The sequence below is a fragment of the Capnocytophaga sp. oral taxon 332 str. F0381 genome (assembly GCF_000318275.2).
Classification (GTDB): domain Bacteria; phylum Bacteroidota; class Bacteroidia; order Flavobacteriales; family Flavobacteriaceae; genus Capnocytophaga; species Capnocytophaga bilenii.
Genome location: NZ_KB291341.1, coordinates 36,192 through 51,031, shown reverse-complemented (window position 1 = coordinate 51,031; position 14,840 = coordinate 36,192). Strand labels below are relative to the sequence as shown.

Below are 14,840 nucleotides of genomic sequence, written 5' to 3'. Positions count from 1 at the left end.
TAGCTATTAAAATTCAATATTTAAGCCAAATATGAATGACTTGGTTTGTGGGTAAGTACCCCAGTCAATTCCCATAGTAGGACCTGATAGCCCTTCGTTTACTTCGGGGTCAAATCCTTTGTAGTTGGTAAGTGTCCAAAGGTTTTGAGCTGTCAGGTAAGGTTGTACTTTGCGAATACCGTATTGTTGTAGGGCTTGTGTAGGTAGATTGTAGGCTAAAGTAAGTGTTTTAAGACGTAAGTAAGAGCCGTCTTCTACCCATCGCGATGATGCTTTGATATTGTCAGTACCTTTAACAGCACGTGGTATATCGGTAATATCACCTCTTTTCTTCCAGCGGTTTAGTACTGCAGTAGATTGGTTTTTACCATCGTACATACCTTCTGTTTCTATACGAGAAGCATTGTAAATGTCATTGCCATAAGATCCTTGAAAGAAGACACTTAGGGTAAAATTCTTATAAGAGAAGTCGTTGGTAAATCCAAAGGTAAAATCAGGATTGGGGTCGCCTATATAGGTCTTATCAGATACCGTAATTCTACCATCGCCATTGAGGTCTTTGTATTTTATATCACCTGTTTGTGGGTCTACTCCTTCGCTAATTAAGCCCCAGAACTTACCTAAAGGCTGTCCTTCAGTAATGCGCACTACTTGTTCAGAAGTAGCTTCGGAAGTGCTGGCATAGTAATAAACTTTTTGCAAGCTAAGCTTATTGAGTTTGTTGCGGTTCAATGAGATATTGAAGTTAGTATTCCACTCCAATTCTCCTGTAAGATTGCGACTATCTACTGAAAACTCTATCCCTTTATTAGTCATTTCGCCTTCATTGCGATAGATAGAAGGAACAGGCGAAGTAGCTGGTAGTGGTACTTCCATTAGCAAATTAGTGGTGTTTTTAATATAAGCATCTATTGCAAAAGCCAAGCGGTTTTTGAAAAGTGCTACATCAAGCCCTATATTAGATTGGGTTGTAGTTTCCCAAGTAAGATTTGGGTTAGAAAATGAGTTGGGAGTAAGGGTAATCATTGCATTAGCATTAGCCCCATTGCCCCACCAGTTTTGGCGTGCTATCTTATAGCGTTGCAAGTAGGCGTAAGATGAAATACCCGCTTGGTTACCTGTTTGTCCCCAGCCTCCACGCAATTTAAGTTCGCTAAGCCATTCTATATTGCTGAGGAAACTTTCGCGTGACAATCGCCAGCCTACAGATACTGAAGGAAAATATCCCCAACGCTTTCCTGGTGCTAATTTAGAAGAACCATCGGCACGAAAGTTCGCAGTAAGCAGGTATTTGCTGTCGTAATTGTACGAAAGGCGACCTAAGTAGGACATCATACTCCATTCTTCAGCATTAGTGATACTTCCTTGCCCTATTTTATTGGCTGCATTGAGGGTTTTAATATCCGAAGTCAAAAAGTGTGTTGCATACATTTCACTTGCATCCATCTTTGCATTGGTGAAAGAAGTACCTCCCAATAATGAAAGATTGTGTTTGCTGAAAGTCTTGTCAAAAGTAAGAATGTTATCAAAAGTAAGAAGAGTGTTATTCTTGCGTATATCGGCAGCTTCTCCGTAGTTTCTACGCCCATAAGAAGTAAGTTTAGGGTCGGTAAAGCGGTTTTCTTTGCTTGATAAGCGGTCGATAGCTAATGTTGATTTGTAACGCAAGCCTTTCATTAGCTGTACAATAGCCGAACCACTACCTACAAAACGATTGTTTTTCAAAAGGTTATCAGCACGGCGAGAGATGTTCTCTACAGGGTGTGAAAGGTTCGCTCCTTTGAAATCATAATAATACCAACCTTCTTCGCCTGTTTTCTCGCTCCAAATAGGCGCATAGTGAGGTGTATTGATTACTGAAAGTACTACCCCTGCGCGATTAGCTCCCAAACCTGAAATAATACCATTAGACTCATAGTCGGCATAAGACAAGTTAGTTTCAAAAGTAAGCCATTGTCGCATTTTGGCTTCTAAGTTCAAACGAACATTATAACGTTCAAAGAATGAGCTACGAATAATACCATCTTCTTTGGTATGTCCTGCCGAAAGGTAATACTTGGTATTATCACTTGCATTAGATACTGATAGCTGAGTGTTTTGAGTAAATCCAGCACGGAAGGTTTCTTTATACCAATCTGTTTTATCAGTAAGCCCTACCAAAGTAGCTGTTGCTACTGCTTTTGTTTCGTTCATCAGCTCATAATATTGCTGCGTATTTAGCGAAGGTATTTTTTTAGCTATTTCTGAAACTCCTATGTAGGTGTTTACCGAAACTTTAGGTTCGTTGCGCTTACCTTGTTTAGTGGTGATAAGCACTACACCATTAGCAGCACGAGAACCATAGATAGCTGCAGAAGAAGCATCTTTTAGCACTTGCATAGATTCAATATCGTTAGGTGCTATACTGCTGATGTCTTGCACCGGAATACCATCTATTACATACAATGGGTCGTTAGAAGCACTAATAGAAGTATTACCACGAATGCGTACCGCTAATCCTGCACCAGGGGCTCCGTTGGGTTGTACCACCTGAATACCCGCTGCTCGCCCCTGTATGGCTTGTGCTGCCGAAATAACAGGACGTTGCTCAAGATCTTTCGTCTTTACTGAAGTGATTGCGGTAGTTACATCGCCTTTCTTCTGTGTTCCATACCCCACCACTACTACTTCATCAAGGTTTTGAGTAGCTTCAGCTAACTTTATATTTAGCTGAGAATTATTAGCTTTTACATCCGTAGTTTGATATCCTACTGATGAAAATTGCAAAACTGCCCCTTTAGGGACATCTGTAAGGGAGTATTTACCGTCAAAATCAGTAGCTACTCCTTTATTAGTGCCTTTAATCACTACCGAAACGCCTACAAGTGGCATTCCGCTTTCATCGGTTACAGTACCTGATAGATTACCAAACTGGCTTTGAGCCCAGCCAATAAGGCTATAACATAATAAGGTAACTGTCAGCATTAATTGTTTTTTTAGAACTTTCATAAACGTTTTTTTGTTTGACTGCAGCAAATGTATTACAAAAAAACAAGTATGCTATAACAGGTATTACAAAAGTAGTAAGTTCAAAACATACAACACTGATTAACAAATTATTACACAAATATTCCCCTCAAAAAAAGTACTTATTTTTCGTCTTTTAGTTACGTATTTGTTTCACTTTTTCCTCAAAAGTATCTCGTTCTCCTTTCGCTTTGTTACGCACTTTAGTACGATAGTTATAAACTGTACGCAAAGAATAACGCAAAAACTCAGCTATCTTATTGCTATCTGTAATTCCCAAACGAATAAGTGCAAATATGCGTAGCTCTGTATTAAGAAGCTCACCTTTCTTGGGGCGTATAGGCTCGTCTTCTTCTAAGAGTGCATTGAAGTGAGTTACAAAATTAGGATATATATTTAGGAAAATTGTATCAAAATTCTTGTATAGCTCTTCAAGTTCTTCTTCCACTACCGTAGTAGATTTGAGTATCTTGGTAAGGGTAGCGTAGTCGTTTTGGGTTGCCTTCTTATAAAGCAGTTTCCTATAATTTTCTATTTTATCTATATAGGCAGAGCATAGGTTAAAAAAATGAGCTATATATTCTTCTTTGATAAGATTTGCTTCTTCAAGGTTGAGGTTTGCCTCTTCAAGATGCTGATTCATTATTTGTAGGTCGGTATTGAGTTTTTCTAATTGCTCATTGCTGTACGATAATTGCTTACGAGCTTTCACAAGGCGTTGTATTTGCTTATAAACATACACCAACGCTATAATAAGTGCTACCGATAACACACTGATAAGTGCTAAATAGTATTGCAATTCTCTTTTTTGTTTTGCTTCTTTTTGCTGGTAGGAAGTATTGATAATAGAATAAAATGTAGCTCCTTCCTCAGCGCGATGGCGAATATTGCAGAAATTAGCGTCATCAATGGCTAATTTTATAAATTCGTATGCTTTGCTTATATCCCCTCTTTTGTAATACGTAAGGGCTAAACTTTGTAAAGAGGCGTTATCTTTAATAGCATTCTGTATATCGGCAATTGCTGAAAGAGCAAAATAATACTCTTGTTGTTGGGTATTTCCTTTTTCTTGCTCAGAAAGCCCCAAATAATAAGCTATAACAGCGCGCTTAGGGTCTGTAATAGGAGTTTGATTGAGTAATTGAAGAAATTTTTGGGTAGCTTGCTCTTTATCTGCTAAATAAAATTCTCTAATAGCATCGTTTATTTTAAAAAGCATACTATCAGTAGCTAAACATTGTAATAGTGAATCGCGATAGCTATCTGATAGTTTAAAATAATGCAAATTATTAGTACTTTGCCCGTATCTACTATAAAAAGAATGATAAGTATCGTAATAATCACATAGTAAGGTATTGCTCAAACGCTGCTTATCAACAGATAATAATAATTGCAACGACTCAACATACATCCCTTTAGCCGAGTATAGTTTTGATAAGGATATATGTGTTTCGTCTTGTTTTGCGATATCGTTCAGCATAAGAGCTATTTGTTCGTTCTTTAGCAAATAGCTCACTGCCGAATCTACTTTAAACTTTTGATATTCGTCATACAATTGCTTGTGTAAATCGTATTTTTCTGCTGGTTGAGAGGCTTTTTTAAGAGCCTTTTCCAAAGAAGCGATACGTTGTTCTTTGGCTTGTATATAAGTAGCACTCTGCTCAATGGTTTGGTTGAGTTGGTGGAGTACAGCTTCTTTGTTCTCTTGTGCCACCGCTACATTCCTTCCCAACAACAATATGATAAAGAGTGTGATATAGTTTTTCATAAGGTTTGTTTTTATATTAAAGCCCCCGAACCCCCGAAGGGGGACAAGCCGCAAAGGTATTGCTCAATTACTATAATAAATTTCTAATATATTCCCCGCTTTTTGCTCACATTGCCCGCTTTTTGCCCGCATTGCCCGCTTTTTGCCCGCTTTTATTTTAGTTCATAATAAGTGCTTACACTTGCTCCAAGTTGTCTAAGCAAATTATATTTCTCTACTAAATCAGTTAAATCATTACTTGTGGTTCTCTTAGAAATATTATTTAGTTCTTGGTATTCGCTATTTGTTATTTTTCCTCTCTCTTTGAGATATAATATTGCTTTTATCTGTCTTTCATTAAGTCCTTTTTCTCGTAAATCAGTTTCATTATAAATATCTTTGTGGAATACTACCCAAAATCCTGAAGAAGCGTAATAATACAATGGGTTAGGTAATCCTGCTTTAGCACACTGCTCATTCATTTTTCTGATGCCACGTCCCCAAGCTTCTATATAACCTATACGAAAGAACGCATTAGAAATATCTGGATTATAGGGTACAGATGAATGTTTTTCTTGCAAAGTATCTATCGTCCAATTTTCAGGCAATTGACCATAGTTCCAAATCATTATTTTATTTTTATAGACACTGATTTGTATTGGAGTCGCACCACTGTAATCTTTATGAGCAATAGCATTATGAACAGCTTCGCGAACGGCTTCTTGTGGATACTCATAGGTCTCTACTCGGTAAATACCCTCATAGCTAATTATAGCCTTGATATACTTAGTAAAGAGTAATTCCATTGTCTTTTCTACTTGCTCAAACAAATTGCCGTGTACCTCATCTTGAAATAGCAAATCACTATCGTCATCGCTAAAATAGCCTATTTTTACATAAGCATTAGTTACATACTTTTCAGGGTCGGGGTGAAAAAGCAAAAGAGCAGCTCGTTTTAGTTGTCCGTTTTGTGTAAGTTTTAAGTTGTTTAATAACAATTCGTTACTATCTGAAAGGGTATCATCATCTAAACGTCTTGCTTTTATACCTCTTTTACGAAAGAAGTTAAAAGTATCTACTTTCAGTTCAGCAACAGAAACATTAGGATAAAGCACACTATCCCAATGTTTTCCTTGCTTACCTAACAAGAATTTATCTAAGGCTGCGCCTTTGAGTTCTTGCTTAGTACTACCACTACGATAATGATATTCTCCTTTATAGTTCACCGGATTAGATTGCGGACTTACACTAATTTCTATACAATTACCTTCGGAGGTTTCGAGTAAGTTCACATCTGCTACTATTCCTAATACATTAGTGATTTTATTAGGAATATCTTCCATTAGGCGTTTAGCATCAGGCTCTCCAATTACTTTTCCATTATCATCTTTGCCTATATAGAGCTTTCCTCCTTGTGCATTGGCAAAACCACAAATCCATTTTAGGTATTCATCACGCCAAGAAGATTTGTATTCTATGTTATGAGATTCTTGTATCATTTTCTTACTTCTTTATCTCTCAGCTAATTAAAACTCCAGCTCTGTTTGCGTCCCATCGCTTCCGTTCTCTGCAGAGGGGGTTATTATCTCTTCATCGCCTAAATCCTCTACCGCTTCCTCTTCTTGAGGGGCTTCATAAGGAAGAGACTCAAGAGTGTTGATGTTTTTCACCTTATCGGTAGTGAGTTGGTTTCCAAGAGCTTTAATACCTTTTACGCTGATAAACTCTTCTAAATTAACAGTAAGGTTTTCTTTCTCCTTGCCTTTTTCTTTGGTAAATACCACCTCAGCCATAGGTCGCCAGTCGGCAGAAACGAATAGCAATTGCGATTTAGGGTGCTCAGTAATCACAAGCTCTTCGCGATTTTCGTTCTCTATTACAAAGCGTTTTACAAATACACGTTCTTTCTCACCATCGTAGTAAATCACCGAAATAGGCTTTTCAGGCACCCATTTTTCCATTAGCAGGATATTGTTGTCAAAATGCAAGTTCAGGTCGGGGATAATAGTTTTCACCATACCCTCTTTGGTGATGAGTAGCAGGCGGTCATCTCCTTTAAAAGCCCCCAAGAGCGTACCCCTTTCTTCGGTATTAAGGCGTTTAACTATGTCGTCAAACCATATTTTGCGCGGCTTAAGAGTTGATACCCCCTTCTCTTTCAGCTCAATACGCTTGATAGCATATTTACTCACGAGGTTACCCCTCACGCCACGCCCTTTAATGAGAGTATCGGCAAAGTCTATATCCCAGCGTAATTTTCGCAAGGCACCTAACTGACGTAAATTCACTGTTACCACTTCGGCTTCGCCGTTAGGGTTAGCTGTAAAGTAAAGCACCCGTGAATCTTTATGCACAGGTATCAATTCGTATTTTTTGTCGCGAGTAATCCCCGTTACGTTAAAACGCTTGATGTACGAAAAGCCCGTTTGCCCATCTTTGTATATCATATTGTAGATGGTGCGTTTGTCGTCTTTTTTAAATACCGCAGCGTGTATGATATTTTTTTCTATATACTGTTTGTCAGTTACTTTCGTTACGTACATCGAGCCACTTTCTGTAAATACTATTACATCATCAATGTCGCTACAGTCATCTACGTACTCATCTTTGCGCAAGCCCGTACCCACAAAGCCCTCAGCCCTATTCACATACAATTTAGTATTGCGTACTACTACTTTGGTAGCTTCAATACTGTCAAACACTCGTATTTCGGTTTTGCGCTCACGCCCCTTGCTGTAAGTCTTCTTAAGATATTCAAAATGAGCAATAGTATAATCTACCAAATGAGCCAAGTGGTTCTGCACCTTCTTAATATCCGCTTCTGTTTTTAACATTTGTTCTTCGGCGCGATAAGTATCAAAATTAGTGATACGAATCATTGGTATTTTGGTAAGGCGTTCCAAATCATCATCGGTAATTTCGCGTAGCAAATCATTTTTAAAAGGTTCAAAACGCTTATACAGATAAACATATAGCGATTCTTTATTCTTGTAATCCTTGAAGTTGATATACATTTCTTCCCTGATGAAGATTTTTTCTAACGAAGCATTATGCCATTGCATATGGAGTTCTTCTAATTGTACCTCCAATTCTTGTTTAAGTATCTCCATAGTGCGGTCGGTATTGCGGCGCAATACCTCCGATATGGTAAGAAAATGCGGCTTATTATCCTCAATCACACAAGTAATAGGCGAAATAGCCGTCTCGCAAGCCGTAAAAGCATAAAGTGCATCTATTGTTTTATCGGGCGAAGTACCATTGGGCAGATATACCAATATTTCCACATTGGCAGCCGTATTATCATCTATTTTTTTGATTTTTATACTACCTTTATCATTGGCTTTAAGTATCGACTCAATGAGCGACTTGGTAGTTGTGGTGTAAGGAATTTCGGTAATAGCGAGAGTTGTTTTATCTATTTGAGAAATCTTAGCACGCACTCTCACGCGCCCGCCTCTTGCACCATCGTTGTAATTACTCACATCAATGATACCTGCCGTAGGAAAATCGGGGTAAAGCTCAAAAGGTTTTCCTTGCAAGTAAGCTACCGAAGCATCTATAAGCTCTATAAAGTTATGAGGTAATATTTTGGTAGAAAGCCCTACCGCTATCCCCTCCGTACCTTGTGCCAAGAGCAGCGGAAACTTCACAGGCAAGCTGATAGGCTCGTGCTTACGCCCGTCATAGCTGGATTGCCATTCGGTTACTTTCGGACTAAAAACTACATCCAATGCAAACTTAGAAAGACGAGCCTCTATATAACGCGCTGCTGCAGCATCAGCTCCTGTGAGGGTGTTTCCCCAGTTACCTTGCGTATCTATCAGTAGTTCTTTTTGTCCTATTTGCACTATCGCATCGGCTATACTCGCATCGCCGTGAGGGTGGTATTGCATTGTATTACCCACTACGTTAGCTACTTTGTTGTAGCGCCCGTCATCCAACTCTTTTAGCGAGTGCATAATGCGGCGTTGTACAGGTTTAAAACCATCTTCTATAGCAGGCACAGCCCGTTCTAAGATTACGTATGAAGCGTAATCTAAGAACCAGTCTTGGTACATTCCTGTAATTTTTATAATGGTATCGTTGTGAGTATTATCGTTATGAGGAGCAGCCTCGTTTGTAGGAATTAGGTCATCCTTAAGCTCATTATCTTCCATTGGGATTAGTATTTTTTAGGCTGCAAAGGTAATAAACAATTATTAATTGGTAATGATTAATGGTTAATTATTTTGCCATTTATCTTATACTATATCCCTCACACGTTGCTGTAGCTCTATCATTCTTTGCACCAAATCATCAAATGCGAGAGAGTTTCCGTAAATAAAAAACGCTGCATATTTATAAAGAGAATAATCCGATTATTTATTGTATCTTTGCCTAAAGTTCCTGAATTCGGTATTAGAAAAAGAGCTCCGAAGGATAGGCTTATTAAAATTGTTGTACAACCCAGAAAAAACGTAAAATGAAAATTTCAAATATAAAGATAATTATATTCATATGTATATTGATTATTCCATTTATATTTTTATCGCACATAAAAATATATCATAAAGATTTATGTAAGGGATTTATCAATGAAAAATCGTTTGTATTAGGAGAATCTACAATTAAAGATATTCAGAAAAAATTCAATATTTACAAAGACTTAGAAATTTTCCCAAATAATGATAGCCTTTATATTACTGAAATTGAAGAAAAAGAAGGTTTTATAAAAATATTATCTCAAAAAAGATTTCTATTTAAGGATAGTTTACTTCAAAAAGTCGAATTAGTGGTAAGCACAAGTTGTTGTTGGAATAATGATTTCAAAGAGAATGATTTTGTATTGAAAAAAGATAAAATTTTTAGAGAATATGACAAGTATATTTATACAATAAAATCAAAAAATTCAGAATCAAAATGCTTTAATTTTCAATGTATTGATACAACAATGTTTAATAGAACCACCTTATTTGAGTGGAAAAAATAAAGCCTATAAAAAAGCCATTAACTATGAGGATTAGGCTTAATAGCTAAGGCTGTCCAAAAAGTTTTTTTGTAAGAAAGATTGGCAAATCGTCTTCACAAAACAAAACTTTTCGGACAGCCTTAAAACTTATTACCTATTGTGTTACAACCTTAAAAACCTATGGTTATCCCTCCCAAAAAGTTAGCTTCAGCAGCAGGTATATATACCATTCCGTAAGTATTATCACCATAAGGCGCATATTTAGCATTCAAGAAGTTATTCGCTGCTACCGAAAACAATACCGAACGGCACCATTTGCGCGGGGTTAACTCATATTGCAGTTGCAGGTTATTCACAAAGTAAGCGTCCAATTTAGCTTCATCGCGTTCTGTGTTATCCACATATTGACTGCCAACATATTTAGCTTCCCAGCTTGCCGCAAAACCTTTGATAGGCGCAAAAGTAAGTCTATTACCTGCAATCAGACTAGGCGAATACGATAATTGCACATTTTCTAAATTTACTACTATAGTATTTCCCGCGTTATCTTTTCTGATGTTTTGGTATTTTTTAATTTTGTTACTGCTAAGTGTTATAGTAGGCTGCCATTGCCATTTGTCAGATAGTTTTAGTTGTCCATCAAGTTCTATCCCAGCGCGGTGGCTGTTGTCCACATTCTCACGAATAGGGTAACCTGTGTCATTTAGTTTGCCAGTAAGCACCAATTGGTCTATATAACTCATATAGTAAGCGTTCAAATTAAAGCTCATACGCTCACAAGCAAAACGCCAACCCAATTCCAAATCGTTCAATTTTTCGGGTAGCGGACGTTTAGCATTAGGGTCTTTTCTTAGTGCTTCGTTATAATCCTTATAGTCAGAACGATTAGGCTCTTTAGTAGCCTTGCCATATGATAAATAAAGGTGGCTATAGTCGTTCAAATGATAAGTAACCCCCACTTTAGGGTTGAAAGCGTTAATACCTTCATCTACTTTTTGTTTTACCGAATGATAATGAGCACGGCGGAATTGTACATCTACAAAAATATCCCATTGCGAATTGAGATCGTAATTTAGCTTAGCATAGGCAGCCATCTCGTTTTTAGTATTGATACCTTCATAACTATAACGATAGTTTAGCGGCGCATTCACACTGCGTGTCCAAGGCAGTTCTTTAAAGTGTCGTCCCTCATAGCGGTTTAGGGCGCCTCCTAATAAAATATGTATATTCTCTTTGTTGTAGTTAGCTGAAAAAGTAGTTCCCCAAAAGTCGTTGTCTAAACCAGATATTCTTATCCCATCAGTCTTCTTTTCTTTGCCGCTGCCGTCCAATACTTTGGGTAACCCAAAGTACTCATTGACCTTCTTATTTCTTTTATATTCCTGCCAATAACCTTTTCCTTTGGTGTAGTGAAATGAAAGCTGAGTTTTCCAATTAGGCGACCAGCGTTGTGTCCAATGCAGCTGAGCGTGGTCTTGTTGATAGTTATCAGTTTCGTCATCGTAAAAACGTTTGTTACCCGCATCATCGGTATAAGCACCTACAGGGTTGTAGCGCCTGTCGCGCTCCAAAGTCTGCTTGTCAAGTCCTTGATAAGTAAGATATACTTTTTGCTTCCCGCCAAAAACGAGTGCTTTGATGAGCGTATTGCCATAAGCATACGCCCCTTGCAAGAAGTAAGATTTAAGGTCAGACGAAGCGCGGTCGCGGTATCCATCCGATTTTATTACCGAAAAACGCCCGTTTAGCTCAAAGCGATCATTCATTTTGCCTGTCGAAATTTTCAAGCTGTGCTTGTGAGTGTTGTAGCTACCGTAGTAGTTAGCCAGCTCGCCCGTTGCTTTTTCCTGCACCGCATCGGTAAGGATATTGAGGCTAGCACCAAAAGCACCTGCCCCGTTAGACGATGTCCCTACGCCACGTTGTAATTGAATATTTTCAGCCGAAGAAGCAAAGTCCGAAAGATTGTAGAAGAACACCCCTTGCGATTCCGAATCGTTTAGCGGAATACCATTGATAGTAACGTTAGTACGTTCAAGGTCGGTACCACGCACGTACATTTTAGTCATTCCAATGCCCGAACCATCTTCAGAATAAGTAACCACGCTGGGGAGGTGATTGAGCAACATAGAGAGCTGTTGCCCGTTGTTTTTATTTCTAATCTCGTTTTTAGAGAGGTTAGAAAAAGCTACAGGATGCTTTTCAGTAGCCCTAACTGCCGAAACGAGCACCTCGTCCAATTGAATAGTTTTGTGAATTGTGTCTGTCACCTGTAGTGTAGGTGATTGAGTTTGTGCTACAGCCGTAGTTGTAAGGCAAATAGCACTGTACATAAGTACATTTTTCATTTTTTTGAAAGTATTTCACAAATAAAAGAGGCAATTATTTGGTATGGTTATTAAAAAATAAAAGCTTGTTTTTGCTACCCAAAAGCAAACACAAGCCGATAGATTAAGTTTCATTCCTTCAGCGGCATTGCCCGCTCAAGTTCAATGGGTATGATCTCAGCTTGTAACAGCACCCCTTATGAGACGGCGGCAAAGGTACAAAAAAATTATAAATTACAAGTTTTTTATGAATTATTTTTTATAAAATTCACGATTGGAATATTTCTCTTATGGTTATTGTTTTCTTTTATCATTCGCTTATCCTTCGCTTATCCTTCGCTTATCCTTCGCTTATCATTCGTCACATACTCGGCTGCGCCAGCTCGCCGACTTTCCTTCGCTTATCCTTGTGTGGCGCAATCTAACGACTAACGACTAAAAACTAAAGACTAACCTTTAAATTTTATTTTGTTTTTTCGTTTTAATTTCTTATCTTTGCACCAAAGTTTGCTTTTCTTTCTTTAATTATCAACAAATTAACAGATATTCATTATGAAAAACATCATTTACACCCTTACTGATGAAGCCCCTTTCTTGGCTACGCATTCATTACTACCCATTATCAAGCGCTTTTGCAGCTCTTCAGGCGTGCATTTTGAGCTGAAAGACATCTCCTTAGCGGGGCGTATCCTTGCTGCTTTCCCCGATTTTCTCAACGAAAATCAGCGCACTACCGATGCCCTTGCCGAATTAGGAGCACTTGCTTTGCTGCCCGAAGCCAACATTATCAAATTGCCAAATATCAGTGCTTCAGTACCCCAAATGAAAGCTGCTATTGCCGAACTGCAAGCACAAGGTTATGCACTCCCCCCCTACCCCGAAACCCCTACCAACGATAGCGAAAAAGCTATCAAGGCACGTTACGACAAGGTGAAAGGTAGTGCCGTAAACCCTGTACTGCGCGAAGGAAATTCCGACCGCCGCGCCCCTAAAGCTGTCAAGAACTACGCCCGAAAACACCCCCATAGTATGGGAGCTTGGAGCCGCGACTCCAAAACTGCCGTAGCTACTATGCAAGCAGGCGACTTTTATCACAACGAAAAATCTGTAACCCTCACCCACCCCGATAAAGTACGTATTGTTTGGACAGGTAATAATGGCAAAACCGAAGTACTCAAAGACTTTTTCCCGCTACAAGCCGAAGAAATTATAGATGCTACCGTAATGAGCAAAAAAGCACTGTTGGCATTCTACAAAGAACAATTTGCCAAAGCTAAAGATAAAGGATTGCTCCTCTCATTGCACCTAAAAGCTACAATGATGAAAGTCTCCGACCCTATTCTCTTTGGCTATGCTGTCGAAACCTTCTTTGTTTCAGTATTTGAAAAACACGCACAACACTTTGCTCAAGTAGGAGTTAATACCCGCAATGGTTTTTCAGATGTATTAGCCAAAATCACGGCTTTACCTGCTGGGGTACAACAAACTATCAAAAACGACATAGATACAGCTTTTAGCGAAGCTGCCAGCATCGCAATGGTAAATTCCGACAAAGGAATTACCAACCTGCACTTCCCCAACGATATAATTGTCGATGCTTCAATGCCCGCAATGATACGCAATTCAGGCAAAATGTGGAATGCAGAAGGCAAAACTCAAGATACACTTGCCGTACTCCCCGACAGCAGCTATGCAGGTGTCTACCAAGTAGTAATTGATTTCTGTCGCGAAAATGGAGCTTTCAATCCCTCTACAATGGGCTCTGTACCCAATGTAGGACTAATGGCACAAAAAGCAGAAGAATACGGCTCACACGATAAAACTTTTGAAATTGCAGAAGAGGGCACAGTGCAAGTGATTGGCGAAAACGGAACTGTCTATCTTTCACACCAAGTAGAAGCTGGCGATATATGGCGTATGTGCCAAGTAAAAGATGCACCAGTACAAGATTGGGTAAAATTAGCGGTTACGCGCGCCAAAGCTACCCTAGCACCCGCTATCTTTTGGCTCGATGAGCACCGAAGCCACGATGCCGAACTCATAAAAAAGGTGAATAAATACCTGAAAAACTACGATACTGAAGGTTTAGACATACGTATACTGAGTCCTGAAGCTGCTACTTTGCTATCGTTGCAACGCGCTAAAAATGGTGAAGATACTATTTCCGTTACAGGCAACGTATTGCGCGACTACCTCACCGACCTATTCCCTATCCTCGAACTTGGTACCAGTGCCAAAGTGCTATCTATAGTGCCTCTTATGAATGGCGGCGGATTGTTCGAGACAGGTGCAGGTGGTTCAGCTCCTAAGTTAGTAGAACAATTGTTAAACGAAAATCACTTGCGTTGGGATTCATTGGGTGAGTTTCTTGCATTGGGGGCTTCGTTAGAGCACTTTGCTAACACCAATAACAACCGCAAAGCATTGGTGCTATCACAAACCCTCGATGAGGCAACAGCTAAAGTGTTAGAGGAAAACAAATCTCCACAATCAGCAGTAGGCACATTAGATAACAGAGGAAGTCATTTCTATTTGGCACTATATTGGGCAGAAGCCTTAGCCGCACAAACCGATGATACTACCCTTGCCAATGAGTTCAAGCCTATAGCTCAAGCACTGCGCCACAGCGAGCAAGTGATTGTAAATGAGCTAAACCAAGTGCAAGGTACCCCCGTCAATTTACAAGGCTACTATCACCCCAATGAGGAAACTGTTTATAAAGTGATGCAGCCTAGCCCTACCTTGAAGAATATTTTAGGTTTATAAAAAAAGAGACAAGATGTCCCTCACTTTGCCAAAGTCTAATGTAGGA

General features: G+C 39.0%; 8 protein-coding genes and 1 riboswitch. Of the genes, 3 read left to right on the top strand and 5 right to left on the bottom strand.

Annotated features, from left to right (window positions below):
- Positions 1-6: 6 nt before the first annotated feature.
- The 4 genes from HMPREF9075_RS10405 to HMPREF9075_RS10390 form a co-directional block, all read right to left on the bottom strand.
- A complete protein-coding gene (locus HMPREF9075_RS10405) occupies positions 7-2,988 on the bottom strand; it encodes a TonB-dependent receptor (protein WP_009416557.1) in 2,982 nt (993 codons plus the stop codon).
- A gap of 154 nt (positions 2,989-3,142) precedes the next feature.
- Entirely contained in the window at positions 3,143-4,774 is a 1,632-nt protein-coding gene (locus HMPREF9075_RS10400; RefSeq protein WP_009416555.1) for a DUF6377 domain-containing protein, read from the bottom strand.
- 152 nt (positions 4,775-4,926) lie between these two features.
- Positions 4,927-6,252 carry an ATP-binding protein gene (locus tag HMPREF9075_RS10395; protein ID WP_009416554.1) on the bottom strand — a complete coding sequence of 442 codons (1,326 nt, stop codon included), beginning with the start codon at positions 6,250-6,252 and terminating at the stop codon, positions 4,927-4,929.
- A gap of 27 nt (positions 6,253-6,279) precedes the next feature.
- Positions 6,280-8,910, bottom strand: a complete 2,631-nt coding sequence (locus HMPREF9075_RS10390) for a DNA gyrase/topoisomerase IV subunit A (protein WP_009416553.1) — start codon at positions 8,908-8,910, stop codon at positions 6,280-6,282.
- 305 nt (positions 8,911-9,215) lie between these two features.
- On the opposite strand from HMPREF9075_RS10390, the gene HMPREF9075_RS10385 reads away from it, so the two are divergent.
- Entirely contained in the window at positions 9,216-9,722 is a 507-nt protein-coding gene (locus tag HMPREF9075_RS10385; protein ID WP_009416552.1) for a hypothetical protein, read from the top strand.
- 149 nt (positions 9,723-9,871) lie between these two features.
- Here HMPREF9075_RS10385 and HMPREF9075_RS10380 read toward each other — a convergent pair whose 3' ends face one another.
- On the bottom strand, positions 9,872-12,049 hold the full coding sequence (locus HMPREF9075_RS10380; protein WP_009416551.1) for a TonB-dependent receptor: 2,178 nt from the start codon (positions 12,047-12,049) through the stop codon (positions 9,872-9,874).
- Between the two features lie 96 nt (positions 12,050-12,145).
- Positions 12,146-12,236: riboswitch (TPP riboswitch) on the bottom strand.
- A gap of 66 nt (positions 12,237-12,302) precedes the next feature.
- On the opposite strand from HMPREF9075_RS10380, the gene HMPREF9075_RS13300 reads away from it, so the two are divergent.
- Positions 12,303-12,467 carry a hypothetical protein gene (locus HMPREF9075_RS13300; protein WP_009416550.1) on the top strand — a complete coding sequence of 55 codons (165 nt, stop codon included), beginning with the start codon at positions 12,303-12,305 and terminating at the stop codon, positions 12,465-12,467.
- Positions 12,468-12,580: 113 nt separating this feature from the next.
- Positions 12,581-14,794 (top strand): NADP-dependent isocitrate dehydrogenase, encoded by a 2,214-nt coding sequence (locus HMPREF9075_RS10375; protein WP_009416549.1) that lies wholly within the window; start codon positions 12,581-12,583, stop codon positions 14,792-14,794.
- The last annotated feature ends 46 nt before the right edge of the window (positions 14,795-14,840 follow it).

What these genes read in the sequence shown, in the direction of transcription:
- HMPREF9075_RS10375 (WP_009416549.1), top strand. Translation starts at nt 12,581, where the DNA reads ATGAAAAACATCATTTACACCCTTACTGATGAAGCCCCTTTCTTGGCT.
- HMPREF9075_RS10380 (WP_009416551.1), bottom strand. Translation starts at nt 12,049, where the DNA reads ATGAAAAATGTACTTATGTACAGTGCTATTTGCCTTACAACTACGGCT.
- HMPREF9075_RS10395 (WP_009416554.1), bottom strand. Translation starts at nt 6,252, where the DNA reads ATGATACAAGAATCTCATAACATAGAATACAAATCTTCTTGGCGTGAT.
- HMPREF9075_RS10385 (WP_009416552.1), top strand. Translation starts at nt 9,216, where the DNA reads ATGAAAATTTCAAATATAAAGATAATTATATTCATATGTATATTGATT.
- HMPREF9075_RS10400 (WP_009416555.1), bottom strand. Translation starts at nt 4,774, where the DNA reads ATGAAAAACTATATCACACTCTTTATCATATTGTTGTTGGGAAGGAAT.
- HMPREF9075_RS10390 (WP_009416553.1), bottom strand. Translation starts at nt 8,910, where the DNA reads ATGGAAGATAATGAGCTTAAGGATGACCTAATTCCTACAAACGAGGCT.
- HMPREF9075_RS10405 (WP_009416557.1), bottom strand. Translation starts at nt 2,988, where the DNA reads ATGAAAGTTCTAAAAAAACAATTAATGCTGACAGTTACCTTATTATGT.